General features: G+C 70.4%; 15 protein-coding genes. 6 read left to right on the top strand and 9 right to left on the bottom strand.

What is annotated here, in order from left to right; translation table 11 throughout:
• The 4 genes from DEJ06_RS16060 to DEJ06_RS16045 all read right to left on the bottom strand — a co-directional run bounded on the left by DEJ06_RS16060 (position 1) and on the right by DEJ06_RS16045 (position 4,521).
• Positions 1 to 849 carry a carbohydrate ABC transporter permease gene (locus tag DEJ06_RS16060; RefSeq protein WP_027464448.1) on the bottom strand — a complete coding sequence of 283 codons (849 nt, stop codon included), beginning with the start codon at positions 847 to 849 and terminating at the stop codon, positions 1 to 3.
• Positions 849 to 1,664, bottom strand: coding sequence for a carbohydrate ABC transporter permease (locus tag DEJ06_RS16055; RefSeq protein ID WP_258372523.1), 816 nt, complete (start codon positions 1,662 to 1,664; stop codon positions 849 to 851). The genes DEJ06_RS16060 and DEJ06_RS16055 overlap by 1 nt, the downstream gene beginning before the upstream one ends.
• 149 nt (positions 1,665 to 1,813) lie before the next feature.
• Complete coding sequence (locus tag DEJ06_RS16050; protein WP_111039976.1) at positions 1,814 to 3,133, bottom strand: ABC transporter substrate-binding protein; 1,320 nt, start codon at positions 3,131 to 3,133, stop codon at positions 1,814 to 1,816.
• Positions 3,134 to 3,504: 371 nt separating this feature from the next.
• Positions 3,505 to 4,521: a LacI family DNA-binding transcriptional regulator gene (locus tag DEJ06_RS16045; RefSeq protein ID WP_258372524.1), complete on the bottom strand. Its 1,017-nt coding sequence runs from the start codon at positions 4,519 to 4,521 to the stop codon at positions 3,505 to 3,507.
• A gap of 201 nt (positions 4,522 to 4,722) precedes the next feature.
• On the opposite strand from DEJ06_RS16045, the gene DEJ06_RS16040 reads away from it, so the two are divergent.
• The 5 genes from DEJ06_RS16040 to DEJ06_RS16020 are packed head-to-tail and all read left to right on the top strand — an operon-like array spanning position 4,723 to position 9,805.
• Positions 4,723 to 5,958, top strand: a complete 1,236-nt coding sequence (locus DEJ06_RS16040) for an ABC transporter substrate-binding protein (protein ID WP_071405204.1) — start codon at positions 4,723 to 4,725, stop codon at positions 5,956 to 5,958.
• Between the two features lie 2 nt (positions 5,959 to 5,960).
• Complete coding sequence (locus tag DEJ06_RS16035; protein ID WP_111039975.1) at positions 5,961 to 6,926, top strand: carbohydrate ABC transporter permease; 966 nt, start codon at positions 5,961 to 5,963, stop codon at positions 6,924 to 6,926.
• The gene (locus tag DEJ06_RS16030) at positions 6,919 to 7,806 is read left to right on the top strand and encodes a carbohydrate ABC transporter permease (protein ID WP_111039974.1); all 888 of its coding nucleotides are present in this window, start codon (positions 6,919 to 6,921) and stop codon (positions 7,804 to 7,806) included. The genes DEJ06_RS16035 and DEJ06_RS16030 overlap by 8 nt, the downstream gene beginning before the upstream one ends.
• A 32-nt stretch (positions 7,807 to 7,838) precedes the next feature.
• A complete protein-coding gene (locus DEJ06_RS16025) occupies positions 7,839 to 8,705 on the top strand; it encodes a ThuA domain-containing protein (RefSeq protein WP_111039973.1) in 867 nt (288 codons plus the stop codon).
• Positions 8,702 to 9,805, top strand: coding sequence for a Gfo/Idh/MocA family protein (locus DEJ06_RS16020; RefSeq protein WP_111039972.1), 1,104 nt, complete (start codon positions 8,702 to 8,704; stop codon positions 9,803 to 9,805). The genes DEJ06_RS16025 and DEJ06_RS16020 overlap by 4 nt, the downstream gene beginning before the upstream one ends.
• Positions 9,806 to 9,889: 84 nt before the next feature.
• Here DEJ06_RS16020 and opgC read toward each other — a convergent pair whose 3' ends face one another.
• The 4 genes from opgC to DEJ06_RS16000 form a co-directional block, all read right to left on the bottom strand.
• The gene (gene opgC / locus DEJ06_RS16015; protein ID WP_146245891.1) at positions 9,890 to 12,379 is read right to left on the bottom strand and encodes an OpgC domain-containing protein; all 2,490 of its coding nucleotides are present in this window, start codon (positions 12,377 to 12,379) and stop codon (positions 9,890 to 9,892) included.
• Positions 12,376 to 12,786 (bottom strand): ATP-binding protein, encoded by a 411-nt coding sequence (locus DEJ06_RS16010; protein WP_111039970.1) that lies wholly within the window; start codon positions 12,784 to 12,786, stop codon positions 12,376 to 12,378. The genes opgC and DEJ06_RS16010 overlap by 4 nt, the downstream gene beginning before the upstream one ends.
• Positions 12,783 to 14,738: a glycosyltransferase gene (locus tag DEJ06_RS16005; RefSeq protein ID WP_258372526.1), complete on the bottom strand. Its 1,956-nt coding sequence runs from the start codon at positions 14,736 to 14,738 to the stop codon at positions 12,783 to 12,785. The genes DEJ06_RS16010 and DEJ06_RS16005 overlap by 4 nt, the downstream gene beginning before the upstream one ends.
• A 310-nt stretch (positions 14,739 to 15,048) precedes the next feature.
• Positions 15,049 to 15,834: a WHG domain-containing protein gene (locus tag DEJ06_RS16000; protein ID WP_111039969.1), complete on the bottom strand. Its 786-nt coding sequence runs from the start codon at positions 15,832 to 15,834 to the stop codon at positions 15,049 to 15,051.
• A gap of 151 nt (positions 15,835 to 15,985) precedes the next feature.
• On the opposite strand from DEJ06_RS16000, the gene DEJ06_RS15995 reads away from it, so the two are divergent.
• Positions 15,986 to 16,912 carry an NAD-dependent epimerase/dehydratase family protein gene (locus DEJ06_RS15995; RefSeq protein WP_111039968.1) on the top strand — a complete coding sequence of 309 codons (927 nt, stop codon included), beginning with the start codon at positions 15,986 to 15,988 and terminating at the stop codon, positions 16,910 to 16,912.
• Between the two features lie 116 nt (positions 16,913 to 17,028).
• On the opposite strand, the gene DEJ06_RS15990 is transcribed toward DEJ06_RS15995, so the two are convergent.
• On the bottom strand, positions 17,029 to 18,363 hold the full coding sequence (locus tag DEJ06_RS15990; protein ID WP_146245889.1) for a fibronectin type III domain-containing protein: 1,335 nt from the start codon (positions 18,361 to 18,363) through the stop codon (positions 17,029 to 17,031).
• Positions 18,364 to 18,440: the final 77 nt, after the last annotated feature.

Raw genomic sequence — 18,440 nt, 5'->3', positions numbered from 1 at the left:
TCACCCCTTGACGGCTCCGGAGGTCAGACCGGACACGATCGAGCGGCGGAACACGAGCACCAGGATGACGATCGGCACCGTCGCAGCGACGCTCGCGGCGAAGATCTGCGCGAACGGCACCGTGAACTGCGTCCCGAAGAGCGCGATGCCGACCGGGATCGTCCGGAACGAGTTCTCGCTGTTGAACGTCAGGGCCATCAGGAACTCGCTCCACGAGGCCGTGAAGGTGAAGACGCCGACCGTGAACAGGCCCGGCTTCGCCATCGGCAGGATCACCGACAGCACGGTCCGCCAGGCCCCGGCGCCGTCGATCTCGGACGCCTCCTCGATCGTCGACGGGATCCCCTGCAGGTAGTTCCGCATGATCCAGATGGCGAACGGCAGGTTGAACGCCACGTACGGCACGATCAGCCCCGGGTACGAGTTGAGCAGCCCGAGGTTGCGCTCGAGCAGGTACAGCGGCGTCAGCACCGCGATCGCCGGGAACACCGACAGCATGAGCAGCGAGGTCATGATCGCCGTCCGCCCCCGGATGAACCGGCCGGCCAGGGCGTACCCGGCGAGGAACGCCAGCGCGAGCACGATCACCGTGGTCGACACCGACACGATGACGCTGTTCACCATGTACTGGCCGAGCGCGTTGTCGCGGAAGGCCACCACGAAGTTGTCGAAGGTGAACGACTGCGGCCAGACGGTGGGCGGCGACTGCCCGATCTCGGACGCCGGCTTGAGCGACGTCGTGACGAGCCAGTAGAGCGGCAGCGCGGTGAGCACCGCGATGACGACACCGCTGACGTTGACGGTGTTGACCCACTTGCGCCAACCCTTGCGCACACGTTGACGGGGCATCAGTCGTCCCCTCCCTTCGCCTGGTTCCGGAACGCCCGGAGGAACAGCAGACACCCGGCCGCGACGATGACCGCGGTGGAGGTCGCGATCGCCGCGCCCGGTCCGATGTTGATGTCCTGGAAGAGCACCTTGTAGCCCATGATCGCGAGCGACTGGGTGGCGGTGCCCGGTCCGCCGTTCGTCAGCACGAACGGCAGGTCGAAGACGCCGAACGCCTGCAGGATGCGGAACAGCACCGCGATCGTCAGGGTCGGGGTGAGCTGCGGCAGCACCACGCGCCAGAACGTCTGCCAGGTGCTCGCACCGTCGAGCTCGGCGGCCTCGTAGTGGTCCTCCGAGATCTGCACGAGCCCGGCGAGCAGGATGATCGCGACGAACGGCGTCGTCTTCCAGATGTCCGCGACCATCAGCCCGGTGATCGCGGGCACCGGTTCGCCGAGGATCACCGGAGCGTCCCCGAACAGGCCGAAGAACCACGTCGCGACGCCGTAGGTGCTGTCGTAGATGTACTTCCACAGCTGCGCGTTGACGATGGTCACGAGCGACCACGGGATGAGCATGAGCGCGAGCATCCAGCCGCGGGTGGCCCCGAGCCGCTCGAGCACCAGTGCGACGAGCATGCCGAGCACGAGCTCGACCGACACCGTCACCACCGTGTAGAGCACCGTGAAGCCGAGCGCCCGGTACCAGTCGGCGCTCTGCAGCAGGGCCACGTAGTTGTCGAACCCGAACGACTGGATCGTGAAGCCCTCGTAGCCGACCTCGACGTCCGCGAAGCTCAGGACGACCGAGTACACGACCGGGAAGATCGTCACCGCTGCGACCACCAGAAGCGCCGGTGCTGCGAAGCCCCACGCGCCCCGCGAGCGGATGCGGTCGAGACGCGACCGCCCCGAAGGCCGGGGCGGCGGATCGACGCGACCCGTGCCTCCAGGCCGTGCCGGTCGTGTCGCCGTGCCGGCGCTCACAGCGCTGCTCCCTGCAGGGCGAGCGAGATGGCGGAGGCCATCGCGCTGGTGCCGCCGTCGACGGACGCCTGCCCGCCGAGGATGCTGTTGCCGTTCTGGTAGACGCCCTGCGAGACCTTCGGGTAGTAGGCCGTCGAGGTCGGGCGGGGCACGAGCGTGATGCCGGCTGCCGTGTCGTAGGTCGGGCGCTCCTGCCGCTTCGCGTCCTCGCTCACGAGCGAGGCGCTTCGGGCCGGCAGGACCCCGCCCTCGCGGGTCAGGAACTGCTGTGCGGTCTCGCTCGACATCCAGCGCGCGAAGGTCAGTGCCGCCGCGGGTTCCTGGGTGTGCGGGTTGATGTAGTTCCCCCACCCGCCGATCGTCGAGTGGTGCTCGTCCATGCCGTCGAACGTCGGCCGGGCGGCGAGCCCCACCTTGCCGGCGACCTTGCTGTCCGGGCCGTTCGCGATCCCCCACGCGTACGACCAGTTGCGGAGGAACGCCGCGCGGCCGCCGGAGAAGGCGTCGTTGGTGTCCTGCTCCTGGTACGTCAGGGTGGCCCGTGGCGACGCTCCCGACGTGACCAGCGACCGCATGAACTCGAACGCGCGCTTGGTCTCGGAGCTCGTCGTCTCGGGCTTCGTGAGGTCGTCGTTGAGCAACGACCCGCCCGCGTCGGCGACGAACTCGGTGACGTTGCAGGTCAGTCCCTCGTACACGTCGCCCTGGAACGCGAACCCGTACGACACGTCGCCGGTGTCCACGAGCTTTGCGGCGGTCTCGCGCACTTCCTCCCACGACCCCGGCACCTGCAGGGAGTGCTTCGCGAGCAGGTCCTTCCGGTACAGGAAGAACGACTCGTCGATGTAGAGCGGGAACATGTAGTACGTGCCGTCGACACTCGCCGCCAGCCGCAGGCCCTCGGGGAACTGGTCGAAGAAGTCCTCGCCGACGAGCTGGTTCACGGGGGTCGCGAGCTTGTTCTTCGCGAACTGCCCGGGCCAGGCGACGTCACCCAGGTAGACGTCTGGCGTGCTGCTGCCGGCCGCGATCTGGGTCGTCAGGCTGGTGCGGTTCGTGTCGGTGTCGCTCGGGGCACTGACGATCCGGACGCGGATGTTCGGGTGCTCCTTCTGGAACTCCGCGATGAGCCGGCGGCGCAGGTCACCGCCGTCCTTCGAGGCGACCTGGCCGGCCCACCAGCTGATCGTCGCCTCGCCCTCGGGCGGTTCGGTGGGCCAGTCCTCGACCCGCGTGCGCTCGGGTCGGGTGGAGCAGCCGGCGAGCAGCAGCACCCCCGCTCCCCCGAGCATGAACGTCCTCCGGTCGATTGCCATCCGTCCTCCTCGACGTGTGGTGCTGCGAACCTGTGCATCCACACAACCAGGCGGAGCCTGGTCTGTCCGCCAGGCGGTGCCGGCTGCGGGGCGCCTGCGCGGTCGCTGTCGCGAAAGCGACACCCTGCCGCGGAACGTCCGCAGGGATCTGTCGCTTTCGCGGGTGGGGGCGTGGGCCCGCGGGGCGGCGGCCTGGAGGCGCGTGGCGGGGCCGACCCGCGCCTCCAGGCCGCCAGGTGGTCGCGAAAGCGACAGAACTCGCACGGCCGAACCCGTCAGTCCTGCGAAAGCGACAGTGTGCCGCGAACCGTTGGCGGAGATCTGTCGCTTTCACAGATGGGGCCGACCCGCGCCTCCAGTCCGGCAGGGGGTCAGGCGGGGGCGGGGGCCGTCGACTCGGCCAGGTGCAGGGCGCACGGGATGAGCGTGTGGGTGCGCTCGGTGCTGCCGCCCTCGAGGCGGTCGACCAGCGACTCGACCGCCAGGCGGCCGAGCTCCGGACCGGGGGCGTTCAGCGTCGTGAGCACCGGTTCGGTCGCGGCGCCGGCGCCGTCGGAGGACACGATCGCGATGACCGAGACGTCCTCGGGCACCCGCCGACCGCCGGCCCGCAACCCGCTGACGAGCCCGAAGTTCGAGTCGTCCTTCATGATGATCGCGGCCGTGACGTCAGGGTCGTGCGCCAGCAGGTCCGCCGCCGCACGACGACCGCCCTCGGCCGAGGCGCCGGCGGCGACCACGGTGCCGGTGAGCCCCCGGCGCTCGATGCCGGCGTGGAACGCCGCCTCGGAGCGGACCTTCGGCCCGTAGTCGGCCATGGTGGTGCCGTCGAGGTCCTCGACGACGAGGCCGATCCGCCGGTGCCCGAGCCCGGTGAGGTGGTCGAGGGCGTCCTCGACCGTGCGCTCGAAGTCGATGTCGACGTACGAGATGCCCGAGGGGTCGGCGGTGCGGCCGATCGCGACGAACGGGACCTCGAGCTCGGTCAGACGGGCGATCCGGGGGTCGTGCATCGTGACCTCCATCACCACGACCCCGTCGGCGAGACCGCCGGAGATGAGCTCCTGCACGTCGTCCGCCGTCGTCACCGCCGGCCAGAGCACCAGGTGGTACCCGAGCTCGGAGGCGCGGCTCGCGGCACTCGTGAAGAACTGCAGCGCGGTCTGACCGAGCCGGTGCTCGAGCACCGGGAACACGAGCGCGAGGATCCGGGTGCGGCGCGACGCCAGCGCCCGAGCGACCACGTTGTTCCGGTAGCCGAGCTCACGCATCGCCGCCGTGACCCGGGCCCGGGTGTCCGCGGACACGCGCTTGTTGCCGTTCACGACGAAGGACACCGTCGCGATCGAGACGCCCGCCCGGTCGGCGACCTGCTGCATCGTCGCCATGCCGCTCCCTCACCCTGTTGCGCTCACTGTAGCGGGGGCGGTGCCCGAAAAAGTTCGTCTAAGCGCTTTACCATCTCACCGCTTCGATGCTAGCTTCGACCCCACTCGGGACGCGACGGAGCGGTTCTGGTCCGGTCGTCCCCGATCCACGAGCGACACGTTCGACTCGTGTCCGGCAACCATCCAGAGAAGAGCGAAGCAATGAAGCCTCGACACCGCAGGATCGCCCCGGTCCTCAGCGCGGTCGCCATGCTGGCGACCGTCCCCCTCGTCCTCGCCGGCTGTTCCGGCGGCTCGTCCGCGAGCTCCGGCGGCAAGGTGGACTCCATCACCGTGCTCGACTACTACAACCAGGGCAACGACAAGAAGGTCATCGGCGAGTACCTCGACAAGTGCGGGGCCGAGAACGACGTCACCATCAAGCGCAGCCTGGTGCCCGGCTCGTCGCTCATCCAGAAGGTCCTGCAGCAGGCGTCGTCGAAGACCCTGCCGGACGTCCTGATGCTCGACAACCCGGATCTGCAGCAGATCGCCGAGACCGGTGCGCTGTCGCCGCTGTCCGACTACGACATCTCGACCGACGGCTACGCCAAGGGCGTGCTGCAGGCCGGGACCTACGAGGACAAGGTCTACGGCCTCGCCCCCACCGTCAACACCATCGCGCTCTTCTACAACAAGAAGGTGCTGTCCGAGGCCGGTGTCACCCCGCCGAAGACGTGGGACGAGCTGCAGTCCGCCGCGGCGAAGCTGACCAAGGGCGACCAGTACGGGTTCGCCGTCGACGCCAACGCCACCTACGAGGGCACCTGGCAGTTCCTGCCGTTCATGTGGTCGAACGGCGGCGACGAGAAGGACATCGCGACCCCGGAGACCGAAGAGGCCTTGTCGCTCTGGAAGGGCCTGGTCGACGACGGCTCGATGTCGAAGAGCGTCGTCAACTGGACCCAGGCCGACGTGAACGACCAGTTCATGGCCGGCAAGGCCGCGATGATGATCAACGGCCCGTGGCAGATCCCCGGTCTGAAGGAATCGAAGGTCGACTACGGGATCGCCCAGATCCCCGTGCAGTCCGCCAGCGACAAGGCCGTGGCCCCGCTCGGTGGCGAGGTCTGGACCGTCCCGAACACCGGTGACAAGGCGAAGCAGGCCGTCGCGGCGAAGATCGTCGACTGCATGAACAGCGACGCGAACCAGCTCGCGATGGCGAAGCTGCGGTACACGATCCCCTCGAAGACCGACGTCGCCCAGCAGTTCGGCAAGGACGTCCCCGAGGAGCAGGTGTTCGTCGACCTCGTCGCCGACGCCCGTGCCCGCACCGGCGAGCTCGGTGCCGACTGGCCCAAGGCCGCGACGAAGATCTACACGGCCGTGCAGTCGGCGCTGACCGGGCAGGACTCCCCGGCCGACGCCCTGCAGAACGCGCAGTCGAGCAACTGAGCATGACGAGCACCGCGACCCCCGTCGCCCCACGGCGGGCCGCCGGGGACGGAGCACCCGCTCCGTCCCGGCGGCCCCGCCCGGGCCGCTCGCTGCGCTTCGAACGGATCGCGCAGCTGCTGTTCCTGCTGCCGGCCGTCCTGTTCCTGCTGCTGTTCTTCGGCTACCCGGTGGTCAAGAACATCGTCATGAGCTTCCAGGCGTACACGACGTCGACGTTCTACACGGGCGAAGCGCCGTGGGTCGGCCTGGCGAACTACGCCTCGGTCGTGTCGTCCCAGCTGTTCGGCACGGCGATGCTCAACACGGCGCTGTTCACGATCGGGTCGATCGTCGGCCAGTTCGTCCTCGGCCTGCTGCTCGCCCTGTTCTTCCGCCGGAACTTCCCGCTGTCCGGTCTCCTGCGATCACTGCTCCTGCTGCCCTGGCTGCTGCCGCTCATCGTCTCGAGCGCGGTCTGGAAGTGGATGCTCGACCAGGACTCGGGCGTCGTCAACCAGTTCCTCGGCACCTTCGGCGTCCCGTCGGTCCCGTGGCTGACGAGTCCCGCCGTGGCGCTCATCACCGTCATCGCGGTGAACATCTGGATCGGGATCCCGTTCAACACCACGATCCTGTACGGCGGTCTGCAGGACATCCCCACCGAGCTGTACGAGGCAGCGGCACTCGACGGCGCGACCGGGTGGAAGGCCTTCTGGGCGATCACCTGGCCGATGCTGCGACCCGTCGTGAGCGTCACGCTCGTGCTCGGCGTCGTCTACACGATCAAGGTGCTCGACATCATCCTCGGGTTGACGAACGGCGGGCCGGCGAACGCCACCCAGACCATCGCGACCCAGTCCTACGACCTGTCGTTCAAGCAGTTCGACTTCGGGCAGGGCGCCGCGCTGAGCAACATCCTCATCGTGATCTCCGCCCTGTTCGCGATCGTCTACCTCCGCCTCAACAGGAAGGCCGTCGATGACTGACGCAGCGTCCACCACCGACGTCCTCCGGACCCGCGCGGTGGTCACCCGTGGCACCCGGCGACCCGTCCGTCCCACGAGCGCGAAGCAGTGGGTGCTGTCCGGCGTCGGGATCCTGATCCTCGCCGTGATGCTGTTCCCCGTCTACTGGATGATCAACATCTCGCTGCAGCCGGCCGGCTCTGCGATCGAGGCCGCCTGGTTCCCGATCAACGCGCAGCTCGGCGGTTACGCGCAGGCCATCGCCGACCAGGGCGGCGCCCTGGTCACGAGCCTGGTGATCGCCCTGGGCAGCGTCGTCGTCAGCCTGCTCATCGCGACGCCGGCGTCCTACGCGCTCGCCCAGTTCAAGGTCAAGGGCATCAACGCGGTGCTGTTCGGCATCCTCATCTCGCAGATGATCCCGGGCATCGTCGTCGCGAACGCCCTGTACGCCGCGTACAACGACCTCGGCCTGCTCAACACCGTGCCGGGGCTGATCCTGGCCGACAGCACCGCCGGCGTACCCTTCGCGATCCTGATCATGCGGGCGTTCATGCAGAACATCCCGCCGTCGATCATCGAGGCCGCCAAGGTCGACGGTGCCGGCAACTTCCGGGCCTTCCGCTCGGTCGTCGTGCCGATCAGCGCCAACGCCCTGATCACCGCCGGGCTGTTCACGTTCCTGTTCACCTGGAGCGACTTCCTGTTCGCCCTGACCCTCACCACCACCGAGGACGTCCGGCCGATCACGCTCGGCATCTACAACTACATCGGCACCTTCACCGCCGACTGGTCGACCGTCATGGCCGCCGCGGTGATGGCCTCGATCCCCGCCATCGTGCTGCTGCTCGTGGCGCAGAAGTTCATCGCCGCCGGGGCCACCGGCGGCGCAGTCAAGTGACCGGGTCTCACCACCCCCGAAAGGCACACACCATGACCAGCACCCCGCTCCGCATCACCGTCTGGGGCGAGAACGTCCACGAACAGGTCGAGCAGCACGTCGCCGAGCGGTACCCCGACGGCATGCACGGCGCGATCGCGGACGGCATCCGCGAGCACCTGCCCGAGGCCGTCGTCCGGACCGCCACCATGCAGGAGCCCGAGCACGGCCTCACCGACGAGGTCCTCGCGAACACCGACGTCCTCACCTGGTGGGGGCACGCCGCACACCAGGACGTCGACGACGCCGTGGTCGACCGCGTGCACAAGCACGTGCTCTCCGGCATGGGGCTGCTCGTCCTGCACTCCGGCCACTGGTCGAAGATCTTCGGCAAGCTGATGGGCACCACCTGCACCCTCCGCTGGCGCAGCGAGCACGACCAGGAGCTCGTCTGGACCGTCAACCCGCAGCACCCGATCACCCGCGGGGTGCCGAACCCGATCGTCATCCCCGAGCAGGAGATGTACGGCGAGTACTTCGACGTCCCGACCCCCGACGAGCTCGTGTTCATCTCGGGCTTCACGGGCGGCGAGGTGTTCCGGAGCGGCATGACCTACCGCCGCGGCCTCGGGAAGATCTTCTACTTCTCCCCCGGTGACCAGGACTTCCCCGTCTACCACCACCCGGACGTCCGCCGCGTGATCGCGAACGGCGCCGAGTGGGCCCGGCCCGAGCGGGAACGGGAGATCCCGACGCTCCGCCGCTACGACCTGGGCGAGTACTTCGACGGGCAGCACTACCGCGGCCCGTTCGACGACGCCGAGCCCGAGACCGCCGAGCCGGCAGCCAGCGAGCCGGCGACCGAGCCCGAGCCCGAGACCGCCGAGCCCGTGGCCGAGCGCGACGGGGCGCAGGCGTGAGCCCCCTCCGCGTCCTGCAGGTCGGCGCCGGTGGGATGGGGCGGGCCTGGCTCGCCACCGTCGCCGCAGACCCCGAGGTCGAGCTGGTCGGCATCGTCGACCTCGACCTCGACGCCGCCCGCGCCGGGGCCGAGCACGCCGGCGACCCGTCGATCCCGGTCGGCACGGACCTGACCGTGCTGGCCGCCGAGACCGGTGCCGAGGCCGTCCTCGACATCACCGTGCCGGTCGCGCACCACCCGGTCACCCTGCAGGCGCTCCGTGCCGGGCTCCCCGTGCTCGGCGAGAAGCCCGCAGCGCAGACCGTCGCCGAAGCGCTGTCGCTCGCCGCCGCCGCCGAGGCCACCGGCAAGCTGTTCATGGTGTCGCAGTCCCGCCGCTACAACGACCAGCTCGTCGCGTTCCGGCAGCACGTCCGTGACATCGGTGCCGTGGGCGGGCTGAGCACCCGGTTCGCGAAGGCGCCGCACTTCGGTGGGTTCCGCGAGGAGATGGACGACGTCCTGCTGCTCGACATGGCCATCCACGCCTTCGACTCCGCCCGGTACGTGCTCGAACGCGACCCGGTGTCGGTGTACTGCGAGTCGTGGAACCCGTCGTGGTCCTGGTACCGGGGCGACGCGGCCGCCGCAGCCGTCTTCACGTTCGAGGACGACGTCCGCTACGTCTACGACGGCTCGTGGTGCGCGCCGGGTGCCGAGACCTCGTGGAACGGCGACTGGCGTGCCTCCGGAGCGGCCGGGACGGCGCTCTGGGACGGCGACCACGACCCGTCGAGCGACCTCGACGGCACCGCCGGTTCCCCTGCCGCGGCGCCGTCGGTCGGGCACGAGATCGCCGGGTCGCTGGCGTCCTTCGTCCGGGCGGTCCGCTCCGGCGAGGTGCCGGACGGCGAGGTGCACGGCAACGTGATGAGCCTCACGATGGTCGACGCGGCCATCACCTCGGCCCGCAGCGGCCGCCGGGTCGTCATCGACGAGGTGCTCGAACAGGCGCACCGGGACGCCCTGGCCGCCGAGCAGGACGACGCGATCCGCGACCGCCTGGCCGGGTGGGAGTCGGTCCGCGGCGCCCTGCGCGAGCGGCTGCCCACGTCCTGAGACGCAACCGCAGGACGGACGGGAGGCCCGTGGCGACACCGCCACGGGCCTCCCGTCCGTCCTGCTCACCATCCGTGCACGCGGTCAGCGCGGGATGACGGAGAACAGGAACTTCTTGCGGACCATGTACCAGGCCAGCAGGATCAGCGCCGTGTGCACCACGAACCCGATCCAGAAGTCGCCCCACGGCACACCGGGGATCGACGCGATCGCCAGGGCGAAGAACACCTGCCAGACGAACACGTACAGGCTCGCCTGCCCGAGCGGGATCCAGAGCCAGCCGATGGCCGCGGCGATGGGCTTCCAGAACACCGTGAGGATCGCGTAGGACACGACCGCGAAGAACGCGATGTCCACCAGGCGGCCCCACTGCAGGTCCACCCGCTGGTACGCCGTGTTGTACAGGGACTCGTACATCGTCGCCGGGAACGGCACCGGGGTGAACCCGAAGTGGTCGCCGGCCCACACGTAGACCAGGAACGCCGCGTACCCGCCGACGGCGATGCCGACCAGGACCTTGCCGAGACGCCCGGTGAGCGCGCCGACGATCTGCCGCCGGTAGTACCCGAGCACGAGCCCGTGGGTGAACACCACCTGCCAGGTGAACAGGGGGAACACTGCCTCGAACTGCGAGTTCAGCGGACGGAAGTCGGGGTTGAGCGCCTGGAACACGTACAGCGCCCAGCTGGCGGCGAGGACCACCCACCAGAACCCGCGGCGGATCACCCAGATCAACGCCGGGATGAACAGGCTCAGCACCACGAACAGGCCCATGATGTTGAACGGCCACGGCCCCATCTCGAGCAGCAGGAACTGCCGGATCGCGTACCAGGGCGGCGGGTAGGCGAGCAGCTGCATCGCGTTCGGGTACAGGTCGTAGACCCGGCCCTCGGCCTCGACGCCGCCGGTGCCCGTGCCGCGGTCGGTGAACGTCGTGATCGCGTCGGTGTTCAGGAACGGGACGAAGCTCAGCGCGAAGACCACCAGGATCACCACGAGCGTGACGACGTACTGCTTGCGCGCGCGCTTCCACGCCCCGATCGCGGCCGCCCACTCGCCGAACTTCTTCACGGCGAACGGGTACGTCATGCCGAGGACCATGCCGGACAGGAACACGAACATCTCGGCGCCGGTGATCGCCCCGACGGCGTGCAGCGTGAGGTACGAGTACGGCCCGCCGATCTCGATGTGGGTGATCACCACGGCGAGGATGATGAACCCACGGAACAGGTCGAGGCGCAGGTCACGGCCGGGCTTGCCGTCGTCGGGGTAGCGCCAGCTCGGCAGGAGCCGTCCGAACACCCCGCTCAGCAGGAACACGATCGCCAGGCCGGCGGCCAGCCAGACGATCCACGCCATCTGGTCGCCGCCGGTCTCGTACTCCTGGGAGATCGCGGCGTTGCCCTGCTGCACGGTCACGCGGTCGGTGACCGGGCCGAAGGCGAAGTCACCGGACCGCTCGAGGTCGGCGCGGAAGGCCTCCGCGACGTCCGGGTCCGCGGTGAGCCGCCAGTCGGCCACGCGGTTGCCGGCCTCGGGCTCGCGTCGCTCCGCCTCGAGCACGGTCATGCCCCGGATCAGCGGACGCTCCTGCACGGCGGCGAGCACCTGCCGCCACCAGCTCCGCTTGACCTGGAGCTCGGTGTCGCCCTGCAGCTCACGGTTGTACAGGGCACCGGTGTCGAGCAGCATCGGACGGTCGTCGGCCGCCGCGAACCGGTCGTAGAACGTGCCCGACTGCGGCTGGTCGTAACCCCAGTCCTCGTCGAACCGCGACTCGACCTCACCGCTGCGGGTGAGCGGCACGGCGCGACCTGCGGCTTCGGTCGGGTCGCCCTTGCCGTACGAGAACATCGAGAGCCCGACCCAGTCGACGGCCTCGGCCCCCGGCCAGTACGGCCCGTACGGGTCGTCGGCACCGGTGAGCTGTCCGTCGCCGTTCGTGTCCGCCTTCGCGACGTCGACCGGGGACAGGTTCCGCAGGCGCCCGGCGGACTCGCCGAACGGGTAGCCGGCACCGTACCCCGGCGACCAGACCATGAGCGCGTCCGACGTGCCCGCGTGCACGGTCGTCCCGAGCGCCCGGAACGCCCGGACGAACTCCGTCGGCTGCTGGCCCCAGCGGACCCACGTGCCGTTCATCTGCGGTGCGAACCGGACGAGTACCTGGGTGTCGTACTGGTCGTGCAGGTCCTCGAACACGGTGTTGACGGCACGGGTGTCCGCGGTGTCGAGCGACCGCAGTTCGCGGTCGGGTTCGAGGCTCACGACGAGCACCGCGCCCTGGGTCGCCGCCGCGCGCGCCGAGCGGAGGAGCTCCTGCTTCGCCGTGCGGTCGAGCGGGTAGTCGACGGAGACCCCGTACATCGACGGCGTCGCGCCGAGCCGTCCCTCGTACCCTTCGGGCGAGTCACTGGCCCAGTCGAGGTCGGGGCCGAACCACGTCGACCCCTCGGCCGGCTGGACGGCGGCCGCCGGGTGCACGGACGCAGCCGACGCCGGCAGCGCACCACCGAGCAGGAGCGTGGCGATCGCGACGAGGAGGGCGACCGCGCGGACCACCGGCTGCTTCACCGGTCGCACGCAAGCGTCCAGACGTTGTGGCCGGTCTCGTGCCGGTGCTCGAGGCGGTCGAGGGCGGCGATGGCGAGCGCCAACCCGCGGCCGCTCTCCTGCTCGACGTCCGCCATCGTCACGGCACTCAGGTCGATGTCGACGGGCATCCCGTTGTCGGTCAGCACCGCGGTCAGGGCCTGATCGGTGGCCTCGAGGCGCACGGAGTACCGGCGCCCGGTCCCCCGGTCGGCACGGACGGTGTGCTCGACGATGTTCGCGGCGACCTCGGCCAACGCGGTCTCGAGTGCGAACCGGAGCCGCACGTCGTCGATGCCCAGGCCGTCCCACCACGCGGCGAAGCGGTCCTGCACCTCGTCGAAGGAGTCGGGCGTCGCGGCGACCTCGAACGTGGTCTCGGTGCTCACAGGGGTCCTCCGGCGGTGCTCGACTCGTGTTCGGACTGGGCTGGGGTGGCCGGGCCGCGGTACCGGACTGCCCGGATCACGATGCTGAAGATGAACAGGTCGAAGACGACCCACGCGGTGTTCACGAGCGGTGCGATCCCCTCGGCCTGGCCGGTCAGGTAGCGGATGCCGATCATGACCAGGGCGGCGACCAGGGCACCCATGGCGTACAGCTGCGGCTTGACCAGGTCCCACCGCGGCTTCTGCTCGGTCTCGTCGCGCACCTTCGGGGTGACGCGGAACCCGAGCGGCTTGCCCCGGTAGACGTTCTGGAAGGCGCTGGTCACCGACTCGATCCAGACCGGGAACAGGGCGAGCGAGTACTGCTGCCCGCGCCAGGTCGGTCTGCCGGCGGCCACCACCCAGAACAGCAGCTGGTTGCACACCAGGAACGGGATGAGCCGGGCGAAGAAGTCGACGCTGTAGGCCTGCACCGGGATGACCCCGAACGACAGGCAGAGCACCGGGGCAGCGATGTAGACGATCGCGGCGAACCCCGACAGGTAGCTCCACATCGTCGAGAAGTACATGAGCCGCTGCCCCCACGACAGCCCCTTCTGCACCAGGGGGTTCTCGCGGAAGAACACCTGCATGGTGCCCTGCGCCCAGCGGAGTCGCTGCACGAGCATCGTCGGCAGGTCCTCGGGGGCCAGGCCCTTCGCCAGGATCTCGTCGTGGTACGCCGACTTCCAGCCGAGGCCGTGTAGGCGCATCGCCGTGGCCATGTCCTCGGTCACCGAGATCGTCGCCAGCGGCATGATCGGCTGCGCCTCGTCGTCACGGTTCACGTCGAGGGCACGGGCGAGCACCGCGATGGACTCGATGGCGGCGACCGGTGAGGCCTCGCGCCGGCCGAGCACGTCGAGCGCGGCGTCGTCGAGACCAGCGAAGGTGTTGGCGTCGGTGGACATCGCCGCGAGCTCCTGCAGGTCGTTCCGCACGGACTCGAGGTCGGCGGCGGCGAACCGGAAGGCGATGGCGTCGATCCCCCGCTGGAACCCGTACGTCACGTCACCGAGGGGCTCACCGGCGCGGACCTGTTCGCGCGCCTGGTCCACCACGGCCTCGGCGTCGTCGAGGGCGGCGAGCACGCGCGGGTCGGTCTCGGTCTCACGGGAGCGGGCGAGGAGCTTGCGCGAAGTCGCGAGGGTGCGCTGCACGGACGCCTCGACCTCGGCCACGTAGCGCGAGATGCCGAGCTGCATGAGCGCCTCGCGTCGCAGGATGGCGTTCGACCCGCAGAAGAACGCGGCGTTCCAGCCGTCCTTCGACTGCTGGATCGGACCGTAGAACAGCGGCGCCTGGCTGCCGAGGGGGTCGTCGTCCGGCACGTTCTCGAACCACTGTGGCGTCTGCACGAGCGCCATCTCCGGGTCCTTGAAGTAGCCGAGGGTGCGGTCGAGGATCGCCGGATCGGGCACCTGGTCGGCGTCGAGGATGAGCAGGAACTCGCCCTGGGTCGCGAGCAGGGCGTTGTTGAGGTTGCCGGCCTTGGCGTGCCGGGGTCGGTCCACCCAGTCGGCGCCGCGGGTGATGACGCCGATGCCGAGCGCGTCGGCCGCCGCACGCATCTCGGGGCGGTTGCCGTCGTCGAGGATCCAGGTGGTGTGCGGGTGCGTGATCGCCTTCGCGGCCCGGGCGGTGCGCTCGACCAGGTCGATCGGCTCGTTGTAGGTCGTGATGAAGACGTCGACGGTGACGTCGGTGGACGGCTTCGCCGGTGGTTCGCCGCGCTCCCGGAGCCGCCAGGCCCCGAGGGCGAAGAGCAGGGAGTCGATGACGCTGTAGGTCTCGGCGAGGATCAGCGGCACCGCGATCCACCAGGAGTGCCAGTTCACCGAGGCCGCCCAGCGCCACACGATGTAGTTGACCCCGGCGAGGGACGCCAGGAGCGCCACCGTCCGCACGGCCACCAGGCGTCGGCGGGCGGTGCCGGTGCTCAGGCGGCGGCGGTCCTGTCGGCTGACGTCGAGCGCGGTCACCGGGTCTCCCCGTCCGCGGCGTCGCCGGACGTGCTGCGTCGCAAGCGTTCCTCCTGATCCCCGCGCGGGCCCCGGCCGCGTCGCACACGCCCGAGTGTGGTTCCGTCCGGCAGCTGACCCGGAGGGCACCGTGCCGGTCGTCCGCTCCGGTCATCGGGCACGACCTCGGCGTGACGACCTGTCTACCGCACGGGCGGGCGCTCTGTCAGGCTGCGCACCCGATCTGGGGACAGCACGCGCGTCAGAACGTGGCGGTGAACCCCAGGTCATCCGCCAGGCGCACGATGACCTGGTCGAAGTAGGCGGCCGGGTCGGACACGGAACCGACGAAGTGCCCGAAGAGCTCGAACGAGATCGTCCCGAACACCGTCGTCCAGGCCATCAGGGTGCGGACCAGGACCTCGTCGGGCAGGGTGATGCCGAACGAGCGCAGGGTGGCGACCCCGTCCGCGACGGCGGGACCGGCCACCCCGGGAGCCGCCGGAGGAGCGGTGGGTGATCCGGGCCTCCCGGCCGCCCCCGGCGTCGACGTGACGGACGAGCCCGCCGCACTGGACGCACCAGGAGCACCGGACGTACCGGGCGCACCGGACCCGACGGCGTCCGCGACCACGCGCACCAGCGCCAGCGCCGTCCGCGACGCGGGCACGACGGTCTCGCGCGGCGCCGCGTAGCCGGGCACGGGCGAACCGAACAGCAGCGCGAAGTCCCCCGGATGCGCGATCGACCAGTCGCGGATCGCCCGGCACATCGCGACCCAGCGTGCACCGGGAGCCGGTCCGGCCGCGGCACCGGCGGCCTCGACCGCAGCGCCGAGTTCGTCGTAGTCGGTGATGAGCAGGGCCGTCAGCAGGTCGTCGCGGCTCGGGAAGTACCGGTACACGGCCGACGAGACCATCCCGACGTCACGGGCGACGGCACGCAGGCTGAGGGCGGCCGGACCCTCTTCGGTCAGGCGGGTGCGTGCCGCGGCCAGGATGTCCGCGGTGACCGTCTGCCGTGCCAGTGCTCGGGCGGTGGGTGCCATCCGACGATCCTGGCACGAGAGAGCAGCGCACACAAAGGAGAGCACTGCTCTTGCTTTTGCGTCGACGAACCGCCATGCTCGATTCCGAGAGCAGTGCTCTCGCAACGACCAACAAGCGATCAACAAGCGATCAACCAGGAAGCAGGAGACCATGCCCCACCACCACCTCATCGTCGGCGCCGGCCCCGTCGGCCGGCACGTCGCGGAGCTGTTGACCGGCCGGGGCGACCGCGTCACCGTCGTCTCCCGCTCCGGTCGTCGCACGGGCATCGCCGGTGTCGAGCACCTCGCGCTCGACGCCTCCGATGCCGACGCCCTCTCCCGCGCCACCGAGGGAGCAGCGACCCTCTACAACTGCGCGAACCCCGGCGACTACACGCAGTGGGAGCGCACCTGGCCCCCGCTCGCCGCAGCACTGCTCACCGCGGCCGAACGCACCGGGGCGACCTACGCCATCACCGGGAACCTGTACCCGTACGGCCCGGTCGACGGGCCGATGCACGAGGGGCTGCCGGACGCCGCCACCGACCACAAGGGGGTGCTCCGGGCGACGCTGTGGGCGGATGCCCTCGCCGTGCACGACGCCGGCCGTGTCCGGGCCGTCGAGGTCCGCGCCTCGGACTACCTCGGCCCCGGGATCGGCGCGAACGGGCACGTCACGCGCGTGCTGCCGGCGGCGCTGCGCGGACGAGCGGTGTCGATGGTCGGTCGCACGGACCTGCCGCACACCTTCACGGACGTGCTCGACGTCGCTCGGACCCTCGTCGCCGCTGCCGAGGACCAGGGCGCGCACGGCCGCACGTGGATGGTGCCGAGCAACGCGCCGCGGACGCAGCGGCAGGCGCTCACCGACGTGCTCGCCGCGGCGGGGAAGCCTGCGGTGCCGGTGCGGCGGATGCCCGCGTCACTGTTCCGCGTCGGCGGGCTCGTGTCGCCGATGCTCCGCGAGCTGGCCGAGATGTCCTACCAGTGGACCGCGCCGTACGTGGTCGACGACCGCGAGAGCCGGGCGCACTTCGGCATCGAACCGACCCCGTGGGACGAGGTGTGCCGCCGGACGGCCGCCGGCGCGGCCTGAACCACCGCCGCCGACACCGCCACCGCCACCGCCACCGCCACAACCCGCCGCCGCCACACACGGAAGGGGGTGGGGCGCGCCGTTGCGTCCCACCCCCTTCCGCCTCGCACCGCCGGTCAGATCACCAGCAGCCTCGAGTACTGCGCCGCGTCGAGCTGCTGCGCAGCTCCACCCGCGGCGGGGACCTTCCACAGCCCGACCGAGGGGCCACTGTCGACGGAGACGAACACGTCCCCGTCGGCCGAGGCGGCACCCAGGTGCTCGCCACGCGACCCGGCGGTCAGCCCGGTCACCGGCACGGTCGACGTCCCGCCGCTGCCCACCACGAGCTTGTCCGGGATGCCGCGGTCGATCGTGCACCCGCCCGGCCGGTACTCCGACGGGGCGGGGCAGAACTGCGCCGACTGCAGGAGCGAGAAGCCGTCGGCGTTCGCGGCGGCGTACTCGAACGCGTACCGCGGTTCGATCTGCGTCAGTTGGGTCGCCCCGGGCTTGAGCTGGTACCAGACCCACGACCCGGCGCCACCGGTCGATCGGATGTCGACGTAGACGTTGCCGTGCGAGTCGGCGAGCACGCCGGCGGGGTAGCCGACGATCGTGCCGGTCGGCCCGATGAACGTGCGGGGCGCGATGCCGGTGCCCTTGACGTACGGCTGGCTGACGGTTCCGCCGAGCACGACGACCTTGCCGTCCGGGGTGACGGTCCAGAAACGCTGATCGCTCCCGACGGCCTTGCCACCCAGGTCCAGCACGACCTTCGGGGTCGAGGTGCCGACCGACAGCTTCTGCACCGCACCGGTCACCGAGTCCACCCAGTACAGGTTGCCGTCGGCGTCGGAACGCAGGTCCGGGGTCAGGTGCAGGCCGGACGCGATGATCGAGACCCCGCTGCCGTCGGCCGGGTCCCGCAGGATCTCGGTGCCGTCCGCCGACGGGGTGAACACGTCACCGTCGGCGTTCGCGGTGAAGCCTTCGCCGTCCGTCGCGACGACGGTCTTCGCACCGCTGCCGGAGTCCGCGAACCGCACGACGTCACCGTTGCCGTCGAGCGCGAACAGCGACTGCGTCGTCTCCGGCTCGGGCACCGACGGTGACGTCCAGCGCAGCGTGATCGTGCGTCCGGTCCCCCGGTGCCCGAGGGCACGCACCGAGAAGCGGTACGTGGTCGCGGGCGAGAGCTCGTCGAAGCGGTCGGAGCGGGCACGCGGGTGGAGTCGGTCGACCTGGCGGTCGTGGCGGTTCGCGACGGCGGCGACCGCGACCTTCCAGCCCGTCACCTTCGCGCCGTGCTTCGGGCCGCGCCACGTCAGCGTGGCACTGTCCGCGTCGCCGGTGACGCGGACGGCGGTCGGTGCTCCCGGCACCGACGGAGAGGTGTGCGCCGTCGCCGGCACCGCACCTCCGAAGACGAGCGCCGCGGCGGCGACCGCGGTGATGAGTGCTCGGTACACGATGGTTCCCCTGCCTTCCCCGCGGCTCCCTGCGTCACGGCTCCACGTATCACAGCACCGCGCTGACCCCAGGGGAA

This window comes from Curtobacterium sp. MCLR17_051, from assembly GCF_003234395.1.
Classification (GTDB): domain Bacteria; phylum Actinomycetota; class Actinomycetes; order Actinomycetales; family Microbacteriaceae; genus Curtobacterium; species Curtobacterium flaccumfaciens.
The sequence above is the reverse complement of the archived record's forward strand: the minus strand, read 5'-3'. Positions and strand labels throughout refer to the sequence as shown.

What these genes read in the sequence shown, in the direction of transcription:
- DEJ06_RS16060 (WP_027464448.1), bottom strand. Translation starts at nt 849, where the DNA reads ATGCCCCGTCAACGTGTGCGCAAGGGTTGGCGCAAGTGGGTCAACACC.
- DEJ06_RS16050 (WP_111039976.1), bottom strand. Translation starts at nt 3,133, where the DNA reads ATGGCAATCGACCGGAGGACGTTCATGCTCGGGGGAGCGGGGGTGCTG.
- DEJ06_RS16045 (WP_258372524.1), bottom strand. Translation starts at nt 4,521, where the DNA reads ATGGCGACGATGCAGCAGGTCGCCGACCGGGCGGGCGTCTCGATCGCG.
- DEJ06_RS16040 (WP_071405204.1), top strand. Translation starts at nt 4,723, where the DNA reads ATGAAGCCTCGACACCGCAGGATCGCCCCGGTCCTCAGCGCGGTCGCC.
- DEJ06_RS16035 (WP_111039975.1), top strand. Translation starts at nt 5,961, where the DNA reads ATGACGAGCACCGCGACCCCCGTCGCCCCACGGCGGGCCGCCGGGGAC.
- DEJ06_RS16030 (WP_111039974.1), top strand. Translation starts at nt 6,919, where the DNA reads ATGACTGACGCAGCGTCCACCACCGACGTCCTCCGGACCCGCGCGGTG.
- DEJ06_RS16025 (WP_111039973.1), top strand. Translation starts at nt 7,839, where the DNA reads ATGACCAGCACCCCGCTCCGCATCACCGTCTGGGGCGAGAACGTCCAC.
- DEJ06_RS16000 (WP_111039969.1), bottom strand. Translation starts at nt 15,834, where the DNA reads ATGGCACCCACCGCCCGAGCACTGGCACGGCAGACGGTCACCGCGGAC.
- DEJ06_RS15995 (WP_111039968.1), top strand. Translation starts at nt 15,986, where the DNA reads ATGCCCCACCACCACCTCATCGTCGGCGCCGGCCCCGTCGGCCGGCAC.